The following is a 20,728-nucleotide window of genomic DNA, read 5'->3' as shown; positions in this document are numbered from 1 at the left end:
CGTTCACCGCCCCGGTTTCAGTTGCCGGCGAAAACGCTCGGTCTTGTCCCATTTCAGTTCGCGGCGCAACGCGGCGTCGAGCACGAGCCCCCAGAGCGCGGACACCACGGCCGCGATCGTCACGCAAAAACCGACCACGTTGACCGGCACGAGCCGCAGGCGCGTCGCGCGACCGTCGAGCCGCGCGGCGACGACGATCTCGAAGAACACGCCGAAGTTGCCGAAGGTGCTGAACGCGAACAGCGCGAACAGCGACACGAGCAGGCCGAGCGCCGTCGAGTTGACGCCATTGAGCAGATAAAGCGTGATCGCGGTGCCCCACGCGATCGCGAGCAGCGCGGGCATCAGGAACACGCCGAGCAGCAGCGCGCCGTCCAGCCGGCAGCGCCGCGAGATCAGCGGATTGCGCAACACCGGACCGAGATAGCGCAGCAGCGTCTGGTTGTGCCCCTTCGCCCAGCGCGTCAGCTGCCGCGCGCGCACGGCCCAACGCTCGGGCACTTCCTCGTAGCATTCGGCGTGATTCAGGTAGACCGTGCGCCAGTCGCTCAGCAGCAGGCGATAGGTCATGTCGGTATCCTCGGCGAGCATGTCGTCGCACCATCCGCCGACTGCATCGAGCGCGCCCTTGCGGATACCGCCGACCGTGCCGCCGTATTGCGGCACCAGGTTCAGGTTGTTGCGCGCCTGCTGGTTGACCTGATAACCGCCCGCGCGCTCGAGATCGAGCAGCCGCGCGAGCAGATTGCTGTCGGCGTTCTGCGGCACGACGCGGCCCATCACCGCGCCGACTTCCGGATCGAAGAACGGCGCGACGAGTTCCTTCAACAGCCCGGGACGCGGCAGATAGTCGGCATCGAACACCACCATGATGTCGCCGCGGATGAAGCGCAGCGCGTCCTTCAGCGCGGCCGCCTTGCCCGGCTTGCCGCTCTCGCGATGAAACGGCTTGATGAGCTCGGGCGCCAGCGCGCGCACCTCGTCGATCAGCGCGCGCGTGTTGTCGGTCGAACGGTCGTTGACCGGAATGATCGTCAGCCGGTCGTGCGGATAGGTCGTCGCGAGCAGCGCCATCAGGCAATCGACGACGACGGCTTCTTCGTTGTGCGCGGCGACGAACACCGTGAGCCGCGGCCATTCGCCGTGGGTCACCGCCCGATAAGGCGCGTGCTGCGGCTTGAACAGACGGTCGAGACTGAACACGTAATGCCGCGCCGCATAGACGCAGGTCAGTAGCGTGAACAGCCACAGGTAGGCGACACAGGGAATCAACAGCACGTCGGGATCGAACGTGACCTGCGCGGTACGGGCCGACGCCCGTCCGAGCAACGCGTCCGCGTCGGTGGACGCGCGCACCGCGAGCGGCGCGGCGCCGGCATAGGCGGCGCTGCGCTCCGCCGCGCCGGCTGCGGGCACGCCGATGCGCACCGCGTCGGCGAACGGCCGCAACGCGGTGTCGTGCACGATCTGCGAGCAGGCCAGCACGATCAACAGCAGGATGCCCTCGACGCAGAGCGACACCGTCCGACGGTTCTTCATGTCCTGCCCCCGTGCCGGCGACGGCGGCAGCCGAGCGCTTGCGCCCGGGCCGTGCATCGCGCGGATGTCAATGGGAAGCGGCCGCACGTTCGTCGCGCAAGCGCGGGCGTCTTCCGCGCCGGACGAACGTGTCCTGCCGCTTTCCGGATTCGTTGCTTTGGCGTCCCTGCCCGTCTGCTGTCGTTGGAACACGTCGGAACGCACCTGTCCGCCCAGAACAAGCAAGCGGCGAGCCATCGACCGCCGCGCCCCGTGCGGCAAGGACCCACGATCAGGCGGCGGGAGCGGCCGGGGCCGCGGCCGAGTGTTTTTGATTCACCGGCGAATCAGCTTTTGGCACGGCATGTGCGGTCGGCATCGCGATTCGTTCGCGTTGCGCGGCGAATCGTCTGTTCATCGCACGTATGTCGCCTCGCGCGCTTCGGCTTCGCAATGCGATCCGTCGCGAATCGCCATCGCACGGGCCATGACCGGAAGACGTCCGCGCCGACGCTGCCGCGCGCGCCGGAAGGCCGTCATGCGTGCACACTGGCCGTATTCCGGCCGCGCGTTACAGATACGCAACATTTCGCGCCTGTCGGCTCGAGCGGCGCGCGCGATGCGGCACGACGGGCAAATCATTTCTCCGTGACCCGATCCGGACAAGCGGCGACACGCCTTTCATTGCCCAGACAAAATTCGCATGTCGAAGCGATTCAATGCGCTTCGAACGATGGATGCCGTTCGAGCGGTAGTCGACGCTCGATCCACGCCGCCGTGCTTCGCATGACGCGACCGCAATGCTCGCGCGAATGGGCGCCCGCTTATCTGCATCGCACCCTTGCGCCGATCCGGCGTCCGTAGCAGTTGTGAAACGTTCCGTAACGAACCACGCGTGCCGCGTGAATCGGACCCGGACGCAGGGGCCGCTGGTTTGAATATTGCTGTATGGAAAGCGGGATCGCCTTCCCGGTGCGCCGGCGCGCAGCGACGCGAATCGTGTGACGGAAGGACGTGGCGATCGACACAATGAGGAACGCTAATGACGTGATTGACGAGATGCCAGGGGACGTCCGTAGTCCGACGATTGCGCGGCGGAGACCGCGCGGACAAGAACGGTGCGCTCGCCCCGCCGCGCCGCTGAATGTCGTGCGGCCGACGCCGGCCGGCGTCGGCCGCATACGGAACGGGACGAGTCGCCTGCAACCAGGTTTGGCGCCAGGTGCCGGGTCTTCCGGCGCGAAGATGCTCAACGAGGATAACGATGAAGAAGATCTTGCTTGTATTCGGGACTCGGCCGGAAGCCATCAAGATGGCGCCGCTCGTCCGCGCGCTGAAGTCGCGCAAGGATATCGACGCCCGCGTATGCGTGACCGCCCAGCATCGGGAGATGCTGGATCAGGTCCTCACGTTGTTCGACATCAAGCCAGACTACGATCTCAATCTGATGCGCCAGAGCCAGACGCTGACCGACGTGACGACCGGCATTCTCCAGGCGATCGGGATCGTCTTCGACGACTTCCGCCCCGACGTCGTCCTGGTGCACGGCGACACGACGACGACGCTGGCCGTCAGTCTCGCGGCGTTCTACCGCTATCTGCCGGTCGGGCACGTGGAGGCGGGCCTGCGCAGCGGCGATATCTGGTCGCCGTGGCCGGAGGAGCTGAATCGCCGCGTGACCGATGCGGTGTCGTCATGGCATTTCGCGCCGACCGGCCAGGCGCGCGACAACCTGTTCAGCGAAGGCGTGCCGGTTGGCGCGGTCGTGATGACGGGCAACACCGTGATCGATGCGCTGCACGACGTCAAACGCATGCTCGACCACGATACCGTGCTCAACGACAAGATCGCCGCGCACTTTCCCTTTCTCGATCCGTCCCGCCGCGTCGTGCTGATCACCGGCCATCGCCGCGAAAGCTTCGGCGAGCCGTTCCGGCATTTCTGCGAGGCGCTCTGCACGCTCGCGAACCGCTATCGCGATGCGCAGTTCGTCTATCCGCTACACCTGAATCCGAACGTGCGCGAGCCGGCGCGCGCGCTGCTCGGCAGCGTGCCGAACATTTACCTGATCGATCCCCAGGAATATCTTTCGTTCGTATTCCTGATGTCGCGCTCGCATTTCATCATCACCGATTCGGGCGGCATCCAGGAGGAAGGGCCCGCGCTCGGCAAGCCGGTGCTCGTCACGCGCGAGACGACCGAGCGGCCCGAGGCGATCCAGGCCGGCACCGCGCGGCTCGTCGGCACGGACCGGGAACGAATCGTCTGGGAGGCGTCGCGGCTGTTCGACAGCGAGAGCGCGTACGAGGAAATGGCGCGCGCGAGCAATCCGTATGGCGACGGCCATGCGAGCGAGCGGATCGTTCACGCGCTGATGCATTCGCCGGGGGCGACCGCCAGTGCGACGAGCTTTTCGCTGGGCGCCGCGGAGATGCCGTTCAACGCGCTCACGCTGGGGCTGCAGGCGTTGCGGTCGCCTTGAATCGGGTCGGCGGGCGACAGGCCGACGGCTACCGTCCGCTACCGGACCACGGCATCGGCCATCGATTGCGCCTGCGCGATCAGCCGCGGGTAGATCCGCTGCGACACCACCTGCGCGGCGAAACACGCCTGCCGCGCATCCTCGGGCACGCGCCCCGCGCTGCACGCCAGGATCGGACGCAGCGTCACGCTCCTCCACTGGATATAAACCCGTTCGCCCTGCCGGACCGACACGGCCAGCGTGTTCGGCCCGTCCGGCACGCCGTCCTGGCTTTCGCCCAGCAGCCACGCCTTCACCACGCCGTCGGCCGGCTGCCGCTTGACGGGCAACTCGGCGAAGCGAAACGCCGCGGCGTCGTCGCCGAATACGTCCGTGTAAAGTGTTTCATTGTCGAGAATCGCGGCCACGTCGTCCGTCGGCTTGATGCCCGCATCCGCCGTGCTCGCCCACGCCTTCAGCAGCGGAACCGTCGTCACGACGAGATTCGTCTTGCCGTCGGCCGACTTGAAGGCCAGCCCGTCCGGCCCCGGCGGCATCCCGTCGACGGGGCCGACGCTCTGCACCGTGCCCGCCGCCTTCGCGGCAAACCCTTTCGCCCGGACCGTGCCGACGAGCCTCGCGAGCCGCGCATTCACGTCGGCCGTGTACTGCTGGTCGACACGCGGTCGATCTTCCGTTCGCGCCGCCGCCACGGCCGCCGCGGCCTTCTTCCGATACGCAAGATACGAATCCGCCGGCGATGCGATCACCTTCGCCCCAACCGCGCCGAGCACCGCCGCGACCACCACCGCCCCTACCCCGATCTTCAGTCTTGAAATGCGCTTCATTTTTATGACGTTGACGAATCCCGCGCCGACCGCGAAAACGTCCGCCGCGATCCCGCAGCCGACGCCCCTCAGAAGCGCATCATTCTAACGTCGCGCGCGCTTCATTCATCCACCTTGAATGCCGATACCAGCTGCGTCAGTTCCGCCGCCTGCTGCTTCAGGCTTTCCGCTGCCGCCGCGCTTTCCTCCACCAGCGCCGCATTCTGCTGCGTCATCTGATCGAGCGACTGCACCGCGTCGCCGATCTGATCGATGCCGGCGCTCTGTTCCAGGCTCGCTTCGGCGATCTCGCTCATCATCGCGCTGACGCCCTGCACCTGCGATACGACGTCGCTCATCACCTTCCCGGCCTCGCTGACGAGCCGCGACCCGGCGTCCACCGTCCCCGCGCTGTGTTCGATCAATGCCTTGATTTCCTTCGCCGCCTGCGCGCTGCGCTGCGCGAGATTGCGCACTTCCGACGCGACGACCGCGAACCCGCGGCCCTGCTCGCCGGCGCGTGCGGCCTCGACCGCCGCGTTCAGCGCGAGGATATTCGTCTGGAACGAAATGCTGTCGATCATCACGATGATCTCGGAAATGCGCTGCGACGCATCGCTGATCTGCTCCATCGTCGTCACGACTTCGCCCACGACGTGCCCGCCGCGCATCGCCGCATCGGATGCGCCGGTGATCAGCTTCGCGGCCGTCGTCGCGGTTTCGGTGTTGTTGCGCACGACCGCCGTGATTTCCTCCATCGACGAAGCCGTCCGCTCGAGGTTGCTCGACTGCCCTTCGGTCCGTTCGCTGAGGTCAGCATTGCCCGACGCGATCTGCGCGGACCCGGTCGCGATCGACGCGGACGCCGCGCGAATCCGGTGAACGAGCGTCGACAACGACGACACGAAGCGGTTGAACGCGTCCGACAGCTGGCCGATCTCGTCCTCGCTCTCGACCGTCATCCGGCGCGTCAGGTCGCCCTGGCCGCTCGCGATCTCCGACAGCAGCGTCGCCGCGCGGCGGATCGGCGCGGCGATCGCGCGCCCGACCAACCAGATCACGACCAGCGCGACGCCGAGGCCCGCGACCGCGGCGACCAGCGCCGCGCTGCGAATCGCACGCGTCACCGGGCCGAGCAGTTCGGCCTGCGGCACTTCGACGACCACGTACGCATTCAGCTCCGGAATGAACGACGTCGCGATGAAGCGCGCACCGCCGTCGCCGTCGTAGCTCAGGTACGCATATGGCTGGCCGGCCAGCAGCGTCGACGATGCATCGCCGGGCAGCCCCGGTTCGTCCTTCAGGAAGTGCTTGCCGTCGATCAGCGACGTATCGCGATGCATCATGATCGCGCCGTCCGGCCGCACGAGGTACGCGAACCCGGTATCGCCGATCCGGTATGCGGCGATCCCCTTCGCGAGCGCGTCGACGGACAGGCTCATGCCGGTCGCGCCGACCGGCGTGCCGTCGAGTTCCACGCGGCTGTTGATGAACATCATGTAGCCGCCGGCCGTGACCTCGCGATCCATGTTCACGTCGTAGGTCTTGCCCGATGCGAGGAAGGTCGCGAGCCATCGATCGTTGTCGGTGACCTTCCGCTGCAGGCCGGCCTCGTTGTAGTAGTTGCCGCTCTTCACCGACACCCACTGCACGGACGCCGCCTTCTGCTCGTCCTTCACGTTCCTCGCCAGCTGGATCCAGTTGCGCGTGCCGGCGTCGGGCTCGCCGTCGGCTTCCCATTGCAGCAGGAACGCATCGCGCGCGAGGACGCGCGATGCGGCGATCGGCCCGGCCAGCTGCCGCTGCACGTCGGCGCGGATGCCGCTCACGGCCGTCGGCAGCCCTTCGCGGACGACGCGCTCGCGCACGGCGTTGCCGATCAGACGGACACTCAACCCGCTCGAGATCGCGACGAACACGAGCAGGCAGCTCGTCATGCTGAGAATCAGCTTGTTCTGAATGGACAGCTTGCGCCAGAAATGCATGGGGAACCCTCGATAACCGCTCGGTCTGAGCCAGCTTGAGTTATCGGCAGGCGTGCGCGGAATCGCATCGCCGGGTTCACATGTTCGTCATGCGAGATCGGATATGTCGTTGGCGGGTAACCGTCGCGCGCCTGGCGAGGTCCGCACGCTCAATACGCGACGAAGATGGTCACGCGCCGGTTGCGCGCCCTGGCGGCCGCATCGTCGCCCGCGACGAGCGGCTGCGTATCGGCCCGCCCGATCGCGGCGAGCCGGTGCGGGGCGACGCCGCGATCGGCCAGATAGCGCACGACGCTGCCCGCCCGCGCGGACGACAGCTCCCAGTTCGATTCGTATTTCGCATTCGCGATCGGCACGCTGTCGGTATGCCCTTCGACGAGAATGTCGCCGGTCGCATGTTCGCTCAGCGCCTGCGCGATCTGGCCGAGCACCGGCGTCGCATCGGGCAGCAAGCGTGCGTCGCCGACGTTGAACAGAACCTTCGCGTCGATGCCGATCTCGATGCCATGCCGCGCGCGCACGAGCGAGATGCGGCCGCTCGACTTCAGCGCGTCGAGCGATGCCAGCCAGGCGGGGGCACGCTCGGGCATCGCCGCGCCGGGCGCGCTGGCGGTCCCGCTGTCGTGCCGCGCGAGCGTCTGGTAGCGCGCGTCGAGCGCGTTGTATTTCGCGAGCTGCAGCACGTACAGCGCGAGAAACAGCACCATCAGCGTCGTGATCAGATCCGCGTAGGAAATCAGCCAGCGTCCGGACTGCGTGCCTTCGCCTTCGTCGTCGCGATCGGCGGCGAGCGAGCCCGCCCGCGCGCCGTCAGTTCGAGCGGTCATGTCGAAGCTCCCGGTGCATCATGCGAGGGACTCCGCCGCGCGGCCGCGCACGTCGCCGGTCAGCCGCGTCTCGATCGTATGCGGCGATTCCTTGCGCGAAATCGCGAGCAGGCCGTCGAGATACAGCTTGCGGAATCGCAACTCGCTGTCGATCTGCGCGCGCAGCTTGCCGTAGAGCGGCAGAAACACGAGGTTCGCGAACGCGAGGCCGTAGAGCGTCGCGATGAACGCGACCGCGATGCCCGGTCCGAGCTGCGCCGGTTCGAGAATATGGCTCGTCACCTGGACCAGCCCGAGCACCGAGCCGAGAATGCCGAACGTCGGCGCATAGCCGCCGGCCTGATGCCACACGCGCGCGGCCGCGAGCCGGCTGCGCTCGTATGCGTCGAGCTCGCGGTGCAGCGCGTCCTCGAGCACGGCGGTCGACACGCCGTTCGCGAGCAGTTCGAGCCCGCGCCGCGCGAACGGATGGATGCCGCTCACGTCCATCGATTCGAAGGCGAGCAACCCGTCGAGCTTCGCGCGATCGCCCCACTCCAGCAGGTCGGTCAGGTGCTTGCGGTCGACTTCCTGCGCACGCACGAACGCGAGCCGCAACTGTTTCACCGCATCGAAGAACCGCGCCCACGTGTTCTGAATCATCACCGCGCCGAGCGTACCGCCGAGCACGATCACGAGCGCCTCGAACTGGAACAGCGTCGAAAAATGCCCGCCTTCCAGTGCGAAGCCGAACACGATGGCCGCGCCGCCGAGCAGCACGCCGGCCAGGGTCAACAAGTCCATGGGTGTCTCCGTCGGGTTGCGCGTCACGCGTCGGATGAAGCCAGCGGCATGGGTGCCGCGCCTGCCGCAGGCGCCTTGGCCGCGCGCACGGCATCGAGCACGCGCCGTTCGATCTCCTCGATCTCGATCGGGTCGAGCTTCAGCTCGCGGCGCATCACCCACGACACCTCGTTGCGCCGCGCTTCCGTCATCACGGAGAACAGCTTGTCGGCCACCGCGCGATCGTCGAGGCTCGCGATCAGCTTCGCGAGATCGTACGTATCGAATGCGCTGATCACGTCGAACAGCGTGCGCTGGTCGACCCACACGATATCCTCGAGCGCGCGCACGTCGCCGCCGGCGCGCGGGCTGCGCCGCGAGAAATACGCGACGCCCTTCTGCTCGACGTAACCGAGCACCTTCGACTTGCGGAACGCGAACACCTCGTCGGCGATCTCGCCGTGCGACAGCTTGTTGAGCAGCAGCTTCCGGTCGACGCCGATCAGCGCTTCGAGATCGGCCAGCTCGATCAGTTCCAGCTCGCTGTTGATCGACAGGTCGAGATCGTGATCGGCGACCTGCTGCGCGCGATCGACCACGCGCGCGGCATCGAACGTGACGACCTGGCGCGCATCCGATGACGCCGTGTAATCGGCCGAGCCGCCGGCATGGTCCGCCTGCGCGGCTTCGATCGTGACGAGATTGAGCTTCTCCATGCGGCGCAGCATCGCAAGCACGTGCGGGCGCGAATGGCCGGCGATCGCGCGACAGCGGCGAATCACGTCGGCGAGCGGCACCGATGCCTCGGCCGCCTGCGCCTGCATCGGCCGCCGCGACCACGCGTCGTCCGATCCGCGCGTGTCGGCGCCCGCCATCAGCGACAGCACATGCGCATACGACAGCACGCCCGGCATGAAATCCGCGTGCGTATAGGTCGCGAGCTGGTCGTCCTTGCGCTTCACGCGCCGGATCATCGTGCGCACGACATGACGGAGCAGCGCGGACACGTGCTCGATTTCCTCGTCGAGCAGCGTGGCCGGCACGACCGTGAGCTGACAGAACGACAGCGCCTTCGCCGTATGCGCGCGCGGCTCGGAAGCGAGCAACGCGGATTCGCCGAAGAACTCGCCGCGCCCGAGCGTCGCGACGACGACACGCTTGTCTTCGCAGCGCGTCGACAGCTCGACCTTGCCGTCGGCGATCAGAAAGATGACGGGCTCGCCGGCGAAGCCCTCCGAGTAGATGATCTCGCCGGGCGCGGCCGTACGCGTCCAAGATTGCTGACGGTTCAAGTTGGTTCCCCTGCTGCGCTGGTTGTTGCGGACTGCGCGTCGCATGTCGCATGCATGCGATCGACAGTCGTCCCCGTGCCCGTTTAACGTCATCGGCGCCGGCATCCTTTAGGGAATTCGTCCTCGTTTCCAGCGAAAATCAACGTAAAACGTTTGCGAGTTGCGCAGTTGCGGCGGCGGTTCGTTTCGATGGACGTGCCGGCGTCCGATTCAACGCACGAAGGTGCGTCGCGCGTCAGAACTCCATGTCCAGTTCGTCGATGTCTTCGTGCTCCGCTTTCGCGGCATCGATCCACTCCGCGACGAACGGATGCGCGAGGATGCGCATGCAGTACTCGGCGATATCGGGTTCGAGTTTCACGTCGTAGGTCAGGAATCGCGTGACGACCGGCGCGTACATCGCATCGGCGACGCCGATCCGCTCGCCGAACAGCCAGGGGCCGCCGTACGCGTCCAGACAATCGCGCCAGATCGTCACGATGCGCTCGATGTCGTGCTGCGCACGCGACCAGATCCGGAAACCGGGGAAATGCGCGCGCAGGTTCATCGGCAGCGCGGAGCGCAACGCGCTGAAACCGGAATGCATCTCGCCGCAGATCGACCGGCAATGCGCGCGCGCATGCCGGTCGTCCGGTAACAGCCGCGCTTGCGGCCGGATTTCGTTCAGGTATTCGGCGATCGCGAGCGTGTCCCACACCGTGCTGCCGTCGTGCGTCAGGCACGGCACGAGGATCGACGGCGACAGCAGCAGCAGCTCCGCGCGCGATGCGGCGTCGATCGGCACGCTGACGGTCTCGAACACGAGGCCGCTCAGCCTCGCGAGCAGCCAGCCGCGCATCGACCACGACGAGTAGTTGCGGCTGCTGATGGTCAACGTCGTCCGCCCGGTAGCTTCCATGTCGCTCTCCCGCTGATTGCCGTTCGCGCCCCTGCACCGAAAGCGCACGCCGCGCCACGCGAACCGCACCACGCCAGTGCGGCGCGTTCGCCGAAGTGGCGCATCGCCGCCTGGTGCAGAGGCACGGCCGTTACCCCGAACCGCAGCAGCAGCGCGCGGCGGTCGGTCGCCCGGCTGCACGGGGACCGCATGTATCGCCGTGTCCGTCGCCGCGTTCGAGAACCGCGTGCAACGCGCGTGCCAGCCGCATGCTGGCACACGGCTTGCCTCGCTCCATGCAACGTGACGCAACGAGCGACGGACATGAACCTGCTTGCCTATCCGTACTACCAATGGTCTGCGGAATGCCTGCGCCCGGCGCGCGCATGGGCGGCCGTCACGCGCGCGACGATGTCGCAGTGGCCGGCCGCCACGTCGACGCCGACGGGCCGCATGGTCGACGCGCTGTGCGAACTGCTCGAATGCTGCGCGTTCTCGCACCGGCGCCCGCCGTTCGGCATCGCGTCGGTCGTCGTCGACGGCGAATCGGTGCCGATCGTCGAGGAAGCCGCGGCGGCCACGCCGTTCGGCACGCTGCTGCATTTCCGCAAGGCGCGGCCGATTGCGCGCCAGCCGCGCGTGCTGATCGTCGCGCCGATGTCCGGGCATTTCGCGACGCTGCTGCGTGGTACGGTCGCCACGATGCTGGCCGATCACGACGTGTACATCACCGACTGGCACAACCCGCGCGACATCCCGCTTTCGGCCGGGCGATTCGGCTTCGACGAATACGTCTGGCACGTGATCGATTTCATTCACCAGATCGGCCCGGACGCGCACGTGCTCGCGATCTGCCAGCCGACCGTCGCCGCGTTGTCGGCGGTCGCGCTGATGGCCGCCGCCGGCGATCCGACCCAACCCGCGAGCCTGACGCTGATGGCGGGGCCGATCGACTGCCGCGTGAATCCGACGAAAGTCAACGCGCTCGCCACGAGCCGGCCGATCGAATGGTTCGCGCGCAACCTGATCAGCGTCGTGCCGACCGGCTTCGTCGGCGCGCAGCGTTGCGTGTACCCGGGCTTCGTGCAGGTCGGCGCGTTCATGTCGATGAATCCCGACCGCCATGCCGCTTCGTTCGCCGACCTGTACTACGAGCGTGCGAAAGGCGACCCCGCGAAAGCCGATACGCTGCGCCACTTCTACGACGAATACTTCGCGACGGCCGATCTCACCGCGGAGTTCTATCTGGAAACGGTCGAGAAAGTATTCCAGCAATATGCGCTCGCGCGCGGCGAGCTGCTGGTCGGCGACCGGTTGGTGGAACCGGCCGCGATCCACCGCACCGCGCTGCTGACGATCGAGGGCGAGAAGGACGACATTTGCGCCGTGGGCCAGACGATGGCCGCGCAGGAGCTGTGTTCGGGATTGCCGCCGTACCTGAAAACGCACCACGTGCAGACGGGCGTGGGCCACTATGGCGTGTTCAACGGCAGCCGTTGGGAAACGCAGATCTATCCGATCGTGCGGGCGACGATCCATGACAACGAGCCGTACGATCGCACCGCCGATACGGACGGCGGCGCGAACGGCGCGCACTACGTGACGCTGCGGTCATTGCTCGACGCGCGCGCGGCCGATCGCGATGCGGCGGCGACCTCGCCGCAATCCGATCGCGTGCACTGAACCCGCGCGGTACGGCAGCGATCGGCTGCGGCACGTCGGAGTTGAAAACGAAGCGCCCCGCACGGATGGCGGGGCGCGATGCCGGTCAGTGCGCGAGCGGCATCGCTCGCGCATGCCGTCGATATTACGAACAGGCCTTGCCGTGCGACGCGTGGTAGCCCTTCGCCTTCGCATCGGCTTCCGACATGTAGCTGCCGTGCTTCGTCTTGCCGTAGAACTTGTCGGTCGAGCAGTGGTAGACCTTCGTGCTGTCGTTGGCCCACACTTTGCCCGCGCCGCCGCCGGGCGCCGCTGCCGCGGTCGTCGCGGGCGCGCTCTTCGCCGGTGCGGCGGCCGATGCGGCGGAAGCGGAAGCCGCGGTCGCGGGGGTTGCGGCCGGTGCGCTGGCCGCGGCTGCCGACGATGCGCCGTACCACGTCTTCACGCCCTTGTGACCGGCGCATGCGCCCTTCTTCGACGCGCCCGAGTAGAACGAGCCATCCTTGCACAGCCCGGTCGTGCCGGCCGGCGCGCTGGCCGGAACCTGTGCGAACGCACCGATCGACATGCCCATGCCCGCGACGAGCGCGGCGATCAACATCGTCTTTTTCATAGTCCTCTCCTGATTTGCCTGAATGGGAAAAACGTCCCGACGCGATGCCGGGAATACCGCGCCACGGGTCAACGGACCCAGCGGCACACGCGGTGATGGTGGTGATCGAAATGGCACACGCGGTGCGAATGGGCTTCGGCCAGCGCCGGGACGAGAGCGGCGCACGCGACGGCCGTCACGGTCAGGATCTTCGCGATGCGGGTCATGACATTCTCCTGGGTAAGCCAGCCGGTGATCCGGCTGTTATCCCCTTAACGCCGGCCACCGATGTGCCGTGCACCGCACCCGCATCGAATTGACGATCTTTGACGGCGTGTAACGAAACGTCACGCGAGGCTGACAAACGCCTGTCTGTCATTTCCAATTCCTTACATGACGAACGCTTCGGATGTCGAATGACTGAAGGCCAATAAAAAAACCGCCCGAAGGCGGTCTTTCCCAGGCACGTGGATGCCTCGCATGCGAAACGACGGCGGCTACGCGCCCGCGTCGCCCCACGGCGTCGGCGCAGGCACTTCGCACGGCCCTTCGACGTCGATCGACTTGAAATCGGCCGGCCCGACGATCTCCAGATACTCCATGTCAGGTGAATAGTCGAACAGGTAATGCACGATTCCCGGTGCCTGGTGCACGCAGTCGCCGGCGTTCACCAGCGTCTCGCGCTCGCCGTACATGAAGCGCGCCCAGCCCTTCAGCATGATCACGATGTGGAACTCGGCCTCGTGACGGTGCCAGCCGGTGCCCGCCGTCGGTGCATGATTCGCCCTGACGAGTTGCGCGACGACCTTGCCGTTCGTCGCGGCCGCGATGCCGAGATCGCGATACAGGAAGAAGTCGCGCAGGCCTTCGCCTTGATACGCGGTGTCCTGCGGCCTCACGTGGGAAAACGCGGTAGGGGTCGGCGTGCTCATCGCGGCGCTCCTCGATCGAAAGAGTCATCCGGGACAAGCATTTAGCGTTCCAGGCCGCGGCAGCGTCCGCTTACTTGAGCCGCCCCGACAGGAACTGCCCGAGCCGCTCGCTCTTCGGATTGACGAGAATCTCCCGCGGATCGCCCTCTTCCTCGATCTTCCCCTGGTGCAGGAAGATCACGTGGTTCGACACGTTGCGCGCGAAGCCCATCTCGTGCGTGACGACGACCATCGTGCGGCCTTCCTCGGCGAGCTTCTGCATCACCTTCAGCACTTCGCCGACGAGTTCCGGGTCGAGCGCCGACGTCGGTTCGTCGAACAGCATCACCTCCGGTTCCATCGCGAGCGCACGCGCGATCGCGACGCGCTGCTGCTGGCCGCCCGACAGGTGCGACGGATACATGCCTTCGACGCGCGGCGCGAGGCCGACCTTCTCCAGATACTTGCGCGCCCGCGCGACGGCCTCTTCCTTGCCGATCCCGAGCACGGCCATCGGCGCCTCGATCACGTTCTCGAGCACCGTCATGTGCGCCCACAAGTTGAAGTGCTGGAACACCATCGACAGCTTCGTGCGCATGCGCTGCAGCTGCTTCTGGTCGGCCACGCGCAGCGAGCCGTTACGGTCGCGCGTGGTCTCGATCGGCTCGCTGCCGATCGTGATCTGCCCCGAGCACGGCTGCTCGAGGAAGTTGATGCAGCGCAGGAACGTGCTCTTGCCGGAGCCGCTCGAGCCGATGATGCTGATCACGTCGCCGGCCTTCGCCTTCATCGACACGCCCTTCAACACCTCGTTGTCGCCGAATTTCTTGTGCAGGTTGTCAACGGTGAGCTTGTACATGCTTGGTCCTTCCTTGCGAATCTTGCGAATGCGTTAATGGCCGCGCGGCGACAGGTACGCGAGCCAGCGCGTCTCGAGCTTGCGGAACGCCCAGATGAGCGCGAACACGACGATGGCGTACAGCACGGCCGCGATGCCGTAGGCCTGGAACGACATGTACGTGGCGGAGTTGACGTCGCGCGTGACCTTCAGGATGTCGGGCACGGTCGCGGTGAACGCGAGCGTCGTCGCGTGCAGCATCAGGATCACTTCGTTGCTGTAGCTCGGCAGCGAGCGGCGCAGCGCGGACGGCAGGATGACGCGCGTATAGAGCTTGAAGCGCGACATCCCGTAGGCCATCCCGGCCTCGATCTCGCCGGCCGACGTCGCCTTGATCGCGCCCGCGAAGATCTCGGTCGCATACGCGCATTCGTTCAGCACGAACGCGAGCAGCGTGCAGTTCATCGCGTTGCGGAAGAACGTGTCGAGCAGCACGTGGTTGTGCACGACCTGCAGGCTGTAGATGCCGGTGTAGCACATCAGCAGCTGCACGTAGAGCGGCGTGCCGCGGAACACGTACGTGTAGAGCCACACGGGGCCGGAGATCCAGCGGTTCGACGACGCGCGCGCGATCGCGAGCGGCACGGCCAGCGCGAAGCCGAGCGCGATCGACACGACCAGCAGCCACAGCGTGATCGCGAGGCCGCTGAAGCGGTAGCCGTCGGTGTAGAGATAGCTTTGCCAGTACTGGCTGACGAGTTCGATCACAGTGCAAGCCTCCGGACGCCCGCGGAATAACGCTTCTCGAGGTGGTGCAGCACGACGTTCGACACCGTCGTGATCGCGAGGTAGATCGCGCCCGCCGCGAGCGTGAAGAAGAAGAAATCGAGCGTGCTCTTGCCGGCGTCCTGCGACGCCTTCACGACATCGGCGAGGCCGATGATCGATACCAGCGCCGTGGCCTTCACGAGCACCTGCCAGTTGTTGCCGATGCCCGGCAGCGCGAAGCGCATCATTTGCGGGAACAGGATCCGGTGGAACACGCGCCAGCCGCTCATTCCGTATGCGAAGCCCGCTTCGAGCTGGCCGCGCGGCACCGCGAGAAACGCGCCGCGGAACGTCTCGGTGAAGTACGCGCCGTAGATGAAGCCGAGTGTCACGACGCCGGCCACGAACGGGTCGATGTCGATCTGATCCCAGCCGAGCAGGTCGGTCGCGTCGTTCAGCAGGATCTGGATCCCGTAGAACAGCAGCAGCATCAGCACGAGATCGGGCACCGCGCGGATCAGCGTCGTGTAGAACGTGCCGACCGACTTCAGCGCGCGGTTGGCCGACAGTTTCGCGCCCGCGCCCGCGAGGCCCAGTATGAGCGACGCGGCGAGCGACAGCACCGCGAGCTTCACGGTCTCGACCGTGCCGGCCCACAACAGCGGGCCAAATCCTTGGAAGATCATATAAGGGATCCAGAACGAAGTGGCTGGATTGTCAATAGCCATTAACCGCGCATCAAACGATATCTGCGCACTACCTGATGCGACTTGCTCATCAAGCCGGACGCATCATGCGAAGCGGGTTGCACGCGGCAACCGGTGCGGCGCGCGCCACAGCCGACGCGCGCCGCGTGGACGATCAGCCGCCGTAGACGTCGAATGCGAAGTACTTCTTCTCGAGCTTCTTGTACGTGCCGTCCTTGATCATGTCGGCGATCGCGTGGTCGATTTTCGCCTTCAGGTCGGCGTCGTCCTTGCGCATCCCGATGCCGGCGCCGTTGCCGAGCGTCTTCGGATCGTCGATGTCCTTGCCGGCGAATTCGAAGTTCGCGCCGCGCGGCGTCTTCAGGAAGCCGAGGTCGGCCTGCACCGCGTCCTGCAGCGCGGCGTCGAGGCGGCCGGACATCAGGTCCTGGTACACGCCGTCCTGGTTCTGGTAAGGCACGACCTGCACGCCCTTCGGCGCCCAGTAGGCCTTCGCGTAGGTCTCCTGAATCGTGCCCTGCTCGACGCCGACCGACTTGCCCTTCAGCGATTCGGCCGTCGGCTGCAGATTCGCGCCCTTCTTCGCGACCAGGCGGGTCGGCGTGTTGAACAGCTTGTCGGAGAACGCAATCTGCTCGGCGCGCGCCGGCGTCATCGACATCGACGACAGCACGCCGTCGAACTTCTTCGCCTTCAGCGCCGGGATCATCCCGTCGAAGTCGTTCTCGATCCACACGCATTTCGCCTTCAGCCGTGCGCAGATCTCGTTGCCGAGATCGACGTCGAAGCCGACGACCTTGCCGCTTGCGTCCTTCGATTCGAACGGCGGATAGCTGGCGTCGACGCCGAACCGGATCGTCGACCAATCCTTGGCGTGGGCACCGACCGCGAGGCAGGCAAGGGCAATACTGAGCGCGAGTTTCTTCATGGCGTTCCTGTCTTAGGCGAACTGGGCACGGGTCCCGTCGGCGTCGCCGCCGCGAACCCTTCCAACCCGGGAGCCGCCTGTCCGGTGACTCTCGAAGTTGTACATACAACTTTGCCTTTTTCAGGTCACTGCCAGCAATCCGTGTTTATCTCTAATTGTCGGTTGATTGTTTCCATGAGCGAATTTCCCTTATATTTCAATTCGCTACAGATTACATGCAGATGAAATCCAGCTTTCTGTGCGGATTCCGTCCGTCGTCGGCGCGCCCACATTTGTCTATACTTTTTCGTCCGTCGCGCTCGCCGACGCGGCGACCGAGGTCCGTATGGCCCTCGCGGCCCCCTCGACCGGCGCGCCGGATGCAGGCCGGAATTACCCGAATCCCGGGCCCACAGTCGGGCCCGCAGCGCGTCGAACCCGGTACACTCCGCCCGGACACCGCACGAAGGCCGGCCTGCGACGGCACGCGGCCGCCGTCTCTTGAACAGCAATGCAATGACCACACCGATCTATCAGGAAATCAAGGACTTCATCCTCGCGCGCATTCATGCGGGCGAGTGGGCGGAAGGCGACCAGGTGCCGTCGGAGAACGAGCTCGCGCGCGAATTCAACGTCGCGCGGATGACGGTCAACCGCGCGCTGCGCGAGCTGACGGCCGAACAGGTGCTCACGCGCACGCGCGGCTCGGGTACGTACGTCGCGTCGCCGAAATACGAATCGACGCTGGTCGCGATCCGCAGCATCTCGGATGAAGTCGCCGCGCGCGGCCATGCGTATCGTGCGCAGGTGCTGGAGGTCGGCGCGGCCGTCGCCGACGCGAAACTCGCCGACGAGCTGCAGCTCGACACCGGCAGCCCGATCTTCCATTCGCGCGTGCTGCACTTCGAGAACGACACGCCCGTGCAGCTCGAGGAGCGCTGGGTCAACCCGGCCTGCGCGCCCGAATATGCGTTGCAGGACTTCACGACGACGACGCCGAACCAGTACCTGACGCGCGTCGCGCCGCTGCAGCGGGTCGAATACCGGATCGAGGCCGCGATGCCCGATGCGGCAACGCGCCGCCACCTGACGACGGACGAACGCGAGCCGTGCCTGCTGCTGCATCGGCGCACGTGGTCGCAAGGGATGGTCGCGTCGGTGGCCAATCTGTGGCATCCGGGCAGCCGCTACCGGTTCACCGGGCATTTCTGACGCGGGGCGGACGCGTTCAGCGCACGCCGGGGCGCCCCCAGCGCTCGATCGCGCCGACCGCCAGCCGCACCCCGTCCTCCCGCGCGATCCGCGCACCGAGTTCGGCGGCACGCGCTTGCGTGTCGGCGCGTGCCGCGAACGCGATCGCGCGTGCGAGCGCCGCGGCGTCCACACGGCGCCCCGCCACCGGCCCATCGGCCACACCGAGGCGTTGCAGCCGGCTCGCCCAGAAGAACTGATCGCCCGCGAACGGCACGACGACCGACGGAATCCCCGCCCGCGCGGCCGAATGCGTGGTACCCGATCCGCCGTGATGGATCGCCATCGATACATGCGGAAACAACCAGTCGTGCGGCGTCTCGCCGATCACGCACACGTGTGACGGCAGCATCGACGCATCGATGCCGCTCCAGCCCGGATGGAACAGCGCGCGCCGGCCGTCGAGCGCCTGCAGCAGCGCGTCGACCATCGCGGCCCGGTCGAACCCGGCCATGCTGCCGAAGCCGATATACACGGGCCGATCGCCCGCATCGAGGAAGCTCGACAGCGCGGGCGGCGGCGTCCACGCCGGCGCGTCGACGCGCCACTGACCGCATGCCAGCACATGCGACGGCCAGTCGGCGGGATCGGCCAGCAGCGCGGGCGACACGCCGTACAGCATCGGATGATCGGTCCATACGCGCCGGCGCGGCGGCAGTCCGCACACGCTGGCGCGCGCCGCATTGGTCGCCTTCCTGAACGCATGCCACAGCAGCGCGTTCACGAACCTGTGGCTCGCGCGATTCAGCCAGCGCGGCACCTTGCCGGGCGGCAGAAACGGCGACGCGAACGCCGCGGTCGGCGTGATCGGGATCATCCCCGTGCCGATCGCCGGCACGCCGCGATACTCGGCGATCGACAGCCCGACGAACGACGCCAGCCCCGACACCAGGATCGCATCGCAACCGGCCGACGCGGCCGCGACTTCGCGCATCCACGCCGCCGTATTCGTATTCGCGATCGCGGCGAGCGCCTTCGACGTGTCGTTGAACCCGCCGCGCCCGCGCACCGCGTCGGACAACGCGCCGTCCGGCGCGATCGCCGCGCGGATGTCGCCGGACAGCGGCGCGCAAGGCACGCCGAGCGCGGCGGCAGAACCGAGCGTCGCGGCGTCGGCCAGCAACCGGACCTCATGGCCGGCGTCCAGCAGCGCGCGGCCGAGCGCCGCGAGCGGGCGCGTGTCGCCTTCGGTGCCGTAGGTGGCGATGACGAGCTTCATGCGTGGTTCCTCCTGCACGATGCAGGCGAGTGGATTCATAAAAATGCACGTCGTATACTAATGCAATTCGTGCACTTTCAGTCGATACCGAACCATGCCGACGACGACCGACGATCCGGGCCGCCGCGCACGCAAGCGCATCCAGATGCTCGCGCATCTCGCCGACACCGGCGCACGCCTGTTCGATGCGCACGGCTACGATGCCGTGACGATGGAACAGATCGCCGCGCAGGCCGATGTCGCGAAACGTACGCTGTACAACCACTTTCCGACGAAGGAGGCCGTGCTCGCGCACTGGCTCGAAGGCGAACTCGCGCGCGACCTCGCGCACCTGCAGCGTGACGTCGCGCGACGGCGGACCTTCGCGTCGCGGATCGCCTGCGTGCTCGACGCGTCGGCCGCATGGTGCGAACAGCATCCGGTGTATCTGCTCGCATACCTGCGGCATCGGTTCCTGAGCATCGGCGTGGTGGAAGCGGACAGCGGGAAGGACGGCGGCGGCGACATCGCGCTCGTGTGGCAGCAACTGATCGCCGCCGGACAGCAGGCGGGCGAACTGAACCCGGCGCTGGCGGCCGACCAGCTCGCCACGTGGTTTCATCACCTCTATCTCGCGGCGATGCTGCGCTGGCTGACGGTGCCCGGGTTGTCGCTGAAGCGGGAATTCCGGTCGATCGCGAAGCTGTTCGTCGAAGGCGCGCACGCGAAAGCGTGAGCGGTCGCGCAGGCGACGCCCGGTCAGGAACGTGCGTCCGCGTCGAACGCGCATCGCGCGCGACGACCGTTGAACGCATTGCATGATGCGGAGGGGTTTTTACAACGATCGCACGCACGGGATGCCAAATTTCCCGCGCAGCAGTATGCTGGTGCCGTACGACCGCGCACGATGCCTCGGGCAATCCCTTAGTCCGCACGTCGTCGCGCCGCCGTCGCGACCGCAATCATGCGTTGCAAGGAGGGCTTCTTGATGGCTACCACGCATCAGCACTTCCACCTCGAACTACGGCACGCCACCGCGCCGACGTATTTCATCAGCTACCTGTTTCCCGCCTTGCTGTTCGTCTACGAACTGCTGCGCGTCGGCCAATGGATCCGCGATCACGGGATGCAATTCGCCGCGTACAAGCAGATGGGTTACGAATATCTGCTGATGCTGCTGTTCGTCGGACTGCAGATCGTCGTCGAGGCGATCTTCCTGCTCGGTGCCGCGATGCGCCGCGACAATCGCGACTTCGAACACCGGCTGCCGAACGTGGTTCTCGGCATCGGCTGCTCGATCGCGATTCTCGCGATCGACCTCGCAATCCAGCTGTCGTTCTGAGCC

Annotated in this window: 20 protein-coding genes; 5 read left to right on the top strand and 15 right to left on the bottom strand. The window is 66.6% G+C overall.

The window, feature by feature from the left end; translation table 11 throughout:
• Positions 1 to 3 precede the first annotated feature (3 nt).
• The gene (locus tag WS46_RS05010) at positions 4 to 1,539 is read right to left on the bottom strand and encodes a glycosyltransferase family 2 protein (protein WP_059690180.1); all 1,536 of its coding nucleotides are present in this window, start codon (positions 1,537 to 1,539) and stop codon (positions 4 to 6) included.
• Between the two features lie 1,243 nt (positions 1,540 to 2,782).
• Here WS46_RS05010 and wecB point away from each other — a divergent pair.
• The gene (wecB, locus tag WS46_RS05005) at positions 2,783 to 4,000 is read left to right on the top strand and encodes a non-hydrolyzing UDP-N-acetylglucosamine 2-epimerase (protein WP_059531786.1); all 1,218 of its coding nucleotides are present in this window, start codon (positions 2,783 to 2,785) and stop codon (positions 3,998 to 4,000) included.
• A gap of 38 nt (positions 4,001 to 4,038) precedes the next feature.
• On the opposite strand, the gene WS46_RS05000 is transcribed toward wecB, so the two are convergent.
• The 6 genes from WS46_RS05000 to WS46_RS04975 all read right to left on the bottom strand — a co-directional run bounded on the left by WS46_RS05000 (position 4,039) and on the right by WS46_RS04975 (position 10,570).
• On the bottom strand, positions 4,039 to 4,827 hold the full coding sequence (locus WS46_RS05000) for a hypothetical protein (RefSeq protein ID WP_059689478.1): 789 nt from the start codon (positions 4,825 to 4,827) through the stop codon (positions 4,039 to 4,041).
• Between the two features lie 101 nt (positions 4,828 to 4,928).
• Positions 4,929 to 6,791 carry a methyl-accepting chemotaxis protein gene (locus WS46_RS04995; RefSeq protein WP_059689477.1) on the bottom strand — a complete coding sequence of 621 codons (1,863 nt, stop codon included), beginning with the start codon at positions 6,789 to 6,791 and terminating at the stop codon, positions 4,929 to 4,931.
• Positions 6,792 to 6,940: 149 nt separating this feature from the next.
• The gene (locus WS46_RS04990) at positions 6,941 to 7,618 is read right to left on the bottom strand and encodes an OmpA family protein (RefSeq protein WP_059689476.1); all 678 of its coding nucleotides are present in this window, start codon (positions 7,616 to 7,618) and stop codon (positions 6,941 to 6,943) included.
• Between the two features lie 18 nt (positions 7,619 to 7,636).
• Positions 7,637 to 8,401, bottom strand: coding sequence for a flagellar motor protein (locus WS46_RS04985; protein ID WP_059689475.1), 765 nt, complete (start codon positions 8,399 to 8,401; stop codon positions 7,637 to 7,639).
• Between the two features lie 23 nt (positions 8,402 to 8,424).
• Complete coding sequence (locus WS46_RS04980; RefSeq protein ID WP_059690179.1) at positions 8,425 to 9,672, bottom strand: Crp/Fnr family transcriptional regulator; 1,248 nt, start codon at positions 9,670 to 9,672, stop codon at positions 8,425 to 8,427.
• 235 nt (positions 9,673 to 9,907) lie between these two features.
• Entirely contained in the window at positions 9,908 to 10,570 is a 663-nt protein-coding gene (locus WS46_RS04975) for a glutathione S-transferase family protein (protein WP_059689474.1), read from the bottom strand.
• Positions 10,571 to 10,873: 303 nt separating this feature from the next.
• On the opposite strand from WS46_RS04975, the gene WS46_RS04970 reads away from it, so the two are divergent.
• Positions 10,874 to 12,232, top strand: a complete 1,359-nt coding sequence (locus tag WS46_RS04970) for a polyhydroxyalkanoate depolymerase (RefSeq protein ID WP_059689473.1) — start codon at positions 10,874 to 10,876, stop codon at positions 12,230 to 12,232.
• A 124-nt stretch (positions 12,233 to 12,356) separates the two neighbouring features.
• On the opposite strand, the gene WS46_RS04965 is transcribed toward WS46_RS04970, so the two are convergent.
• The 7 genes from WS46_RS04965 to WS46_RS04940 all read right to left on the bottom strand — a co-directional run bounded on the left by WS46_RS04965 (position 12,357) and on the right by WS46_RS04940 (position 16,955).
• Positions 12,357 to 12,824, bottom strand: a complete 468-nt coding sequence (locus WS46_RS04965; protein ID WP_059689472.1) for a DUF3761 domain-containing protein — start codon at positions 12,822 to 12,824, stop codon at positions 12,357 to 12,359.
• 68 nt (positions 12,825 to 12,892) lie between these two features.
• Positions 12,893 to 13,030 (bottom strand): HHHH-motif protein, encoded by a 138-nt coding sequence (locus tag WS46_RS35940; RefSeq protein WP_167359252.1) that lies wholly within the window; start codon positions 13,028 to 13,030, stop codon positions 12,893 to 12,895.
• A 270-nt stretch (positions 13,031 to 13,300) separates the two neighbouring features.
• Entirely contained in the window at positions 13,301 to 13,735 is a 435-nt protein-coding gene (locus WS46_RS04960) for a cupin domain-containing protein (protein ID WP_059531811.1), read from the bottom strand.
• 70 nt (positions 13,736 to 13,805) lie between these two features.
• On the bottom strand, positions 13,806 to 14,573 hold the full coding sequence (locus WS46_RS04955) for an ABC transporter ATP-binding protein (protein ID WP_059511632.1): 768 nt from the start codon (positions 14,571 to 14,573) through the stop codon (positions 13,806 to 13,808).
• 33 nt (positions 14,574 to 14,606) lie between these two features.
• Positions 14,607 to 15,320, bottom strand: a complete 714-nt coding sequence (locus WS46_RS04950) for an ABC transporter permease (protein WP_059531814.1) — start codon at positions 15,318 to 15,320, stop codon at positions 14,607 to 14,609.
• A complete protein-coding gene (locus tag WS46_RS04945) occupies positions 15,317 to 16,006 on the bottom strand; it encodes an ABC transporter permease (RefSeq protein WP_059689471.1) in 690 nt (229 codons plus the stop codon). The genes WS46_RS04950 and WS46_RS04945 overlap by 4 nt, the downstream gene beginning before the upstream one ends.
• 175 nt (positions 16,007 to 16,181) lie before the next feature.
• Entirely contained in the window at positions 16,182 to 16,955 is a 774-nt protein-coding gene (locus WS46_RS04940) for an ABC transporter substrate-binding protein (protein ID WP_059531821.1), read from the bottom strand.
• A gap of 495 nt (positions 16,956 to 17,450) precedes the next feature.
• Here WS46_RS04940 and hutC point away from each other — a divergent pair, with 495 nt between their 5' ends.
• Positions 17,451 to 18,146, top strand: coding sequence for a histidine utilization repressor (gene hutC / locus WS46_RS04935; RefSeq protein ID WP_059466626.1), 696 nt, complete (start codon positions 17,451 to 17,453; stop codon positions 18,144 to 18,146).
• A 16-nt stretch (positions 18,147 to 18,162) separates the two neighbouring features.
• Here hutC and WS46_RS04930 read toward each other — a convergent pair whose 3' ends face one another.
• Positions 18,163 to 19,404 (bottom strand): glycosyltransferase, encoded by a 1,242-nt coding sequence (locus WS46_RS04930; protein WP_059689470.1) that lies wholly within the window; start codon positions 19,402 to 19,404, stop codon positions 18,163 to 18,165.
• 94 nt (positions 19,405 to 19,498) lie between these two features.
• Here WS46_RS04930 and WS46_RS04925 point away from each other — a divergent pair, with 94 nt between their 5' ends.
• Both WS46_RS04925 and WS46_RS04920 read left to right on the top strand, forming a co-directional pair.
• A complete protein-coding gene (locus tag WS46_RS04925; RefSeq protein ID WP_059531824.1) occupies positions 19,499 to 20,119 on the top strand; it encodes a TetR/AcrR family transcriptional regulator in 621 nt (206 codons plus the stop codon).
• Between the two features lie 252 nt (positions 20,120 to 20,371).
• Positions 20,372 to 20,725 carry a hypothetical protein gene (locus WS46_RS04920; RefSeq protein WP_059531827.1) on the top strand — a complete coding sequence of 118 codons (354 nt, stop codon included), beginning with the start codon at positions 20,372 to 20,374 and terminating at the stop codon, positions 20,723 to 20,725.
• Positions 20,726 to 20,728: the final 3 nt, after the last annotated feature.

The sequence above is a fragment of the Burkholderia sp. RF4-BP95 genome, from assembly GCF_001521985.1.
In the GTDB taxonomy this organism is placed as follows: Bacteria; Pseudomonadota; Gammaproteobacteria; order Burkholderiales; family Burkholderiaceae; genus Burkholderia; species Burkholderia diffusa.
This window is presented reverse-complemented; position numbering and strand designations above follow the sequence as displayed.

Bases quoted from the DNA above. Each gene is read 5' to 3' on its own strand.
- WS46_RS05000 (WP_059689478.1), bottom strand. From the start codon at position 4,827: ATGAAGCGCATTTCAAGACTGAAGATCGGGGTAGGGGCGGTGGTGGTC.
- WS46_RS04965 (WP_059689472.1), bottom strand. From the start codon at position 12,824: ATGAAAAAGACGATGTTGATCGCCGCGCTCGTCGCGGGCATGGGCATG.
- WS46_RS35940 (WP_167359252.1), bottom strand. From the start codon at position 13,030: ATGACCCGCATCGCGAAGATCCTGACCGTGACGGCCGTCGCGTGCGCC.
- wecB (WP_059531786.1), top strand. From the start codon at position 2,783: ATGAAGAAGATCTTGCTTGTATTCGGGACTCGGCCGGAAGCCATCAAG.
- WS46_RS04945 (WP_059689471.1), bottom strand. From the start codon at position 16,006: ATGATCTTCCAAGGATTTGGCCCGCTGTTGTGGGCCGGCACGGTCGAG.
- WS46_RS04995 (WP_059689477.1), bottom strand. From the start codon at position 6,791: ATGCATTTCTGGCGCAAGCTGTCCATTCAGAACAAGCTGATTCTCAGC.
- hutC (WP_059466626.1), top strand. From the start codon at position 17,451: ATGACCACACCGATCTATCAGGAAATCAAGGACTTCATCCTCGCGCGC.
- WS46_RS04985 (WP_059689475.1), bottom strand. From the start codon at position 8,401: ATGGACTTGTTGACCCTGGCCGGCGTGCTGCTCGGCGGCGCGGCCATC.
- WS46_RS04920 (WP_059531827.1), top strand. From the start codon at position 20,372: ATGGCTACCACGCATCAGCACTTCCACCTCGAACTACGGCACGCCACC.
- WS46_RS05010 (WP_059690180.1), bottom strand. From the start codon at position 1,539: ATGAAGAACCGTCGGACGGTGTCGCTCTGCGTCGAGGGCATCCTGCTG.
- WS46_RS04940 (WP_059531821.1), bottom strand. From the start codon at position 16,955: ATGAAGAAACTCGCGCTCAGTATTGCCCTTGCCTGCCTCGCGGTCGGT.
- WS46_RS04960 (WP_059531811.1), bottom strand. From the start codon at position 13,735: ATGAGCACGCCGACCCCTACCGCGTTTTCCCACGTGAGGCCGCAGGAC.
- WS46_RS04955 (WP_059511632.1), bottom strand. From the start codon at position 14,573: ATGTACAAGCTCACCGTTGACAACCTGCACAAGAAATTCGGCGACAAC.
- WS46_RS04975 (WP_059689474.1), bottom strand. From the start codon at position 10,570: ATGGAAGCTACCGGGCGGACGACGTTGACCATCAGCAGCCGCAACTAC.
- WS46_RS04930 (WP_059689470.1), bottom strand. From the start codon at position 19,404: ATGAAGCTCGTCATCGCCACCTACGGCACCGAAGGCGACACGCGCCCG.
- WS46_RS04990 (WP_059689476.1), bottom strand. From the start codon at position 7,618: ATGACCGCTCGAACTGACGGCGCGCGGGCGGGCTCGCTCGCCGCCGAT.
- WS46_RS04970 (WP_059689473.1), top strand. From the start codon at position 10,874: ATGAACCTGCTTGCCTATCCGTACTACCAATGGTCTGCGGAATGCCTG.
- WS46_RS04925 (WP_059531824.1), top strand. From the start codon at position 19,499: ATGCCGACGACGACCGACGATCCGGGCCGCCGCGCACGCAAGCGCATC.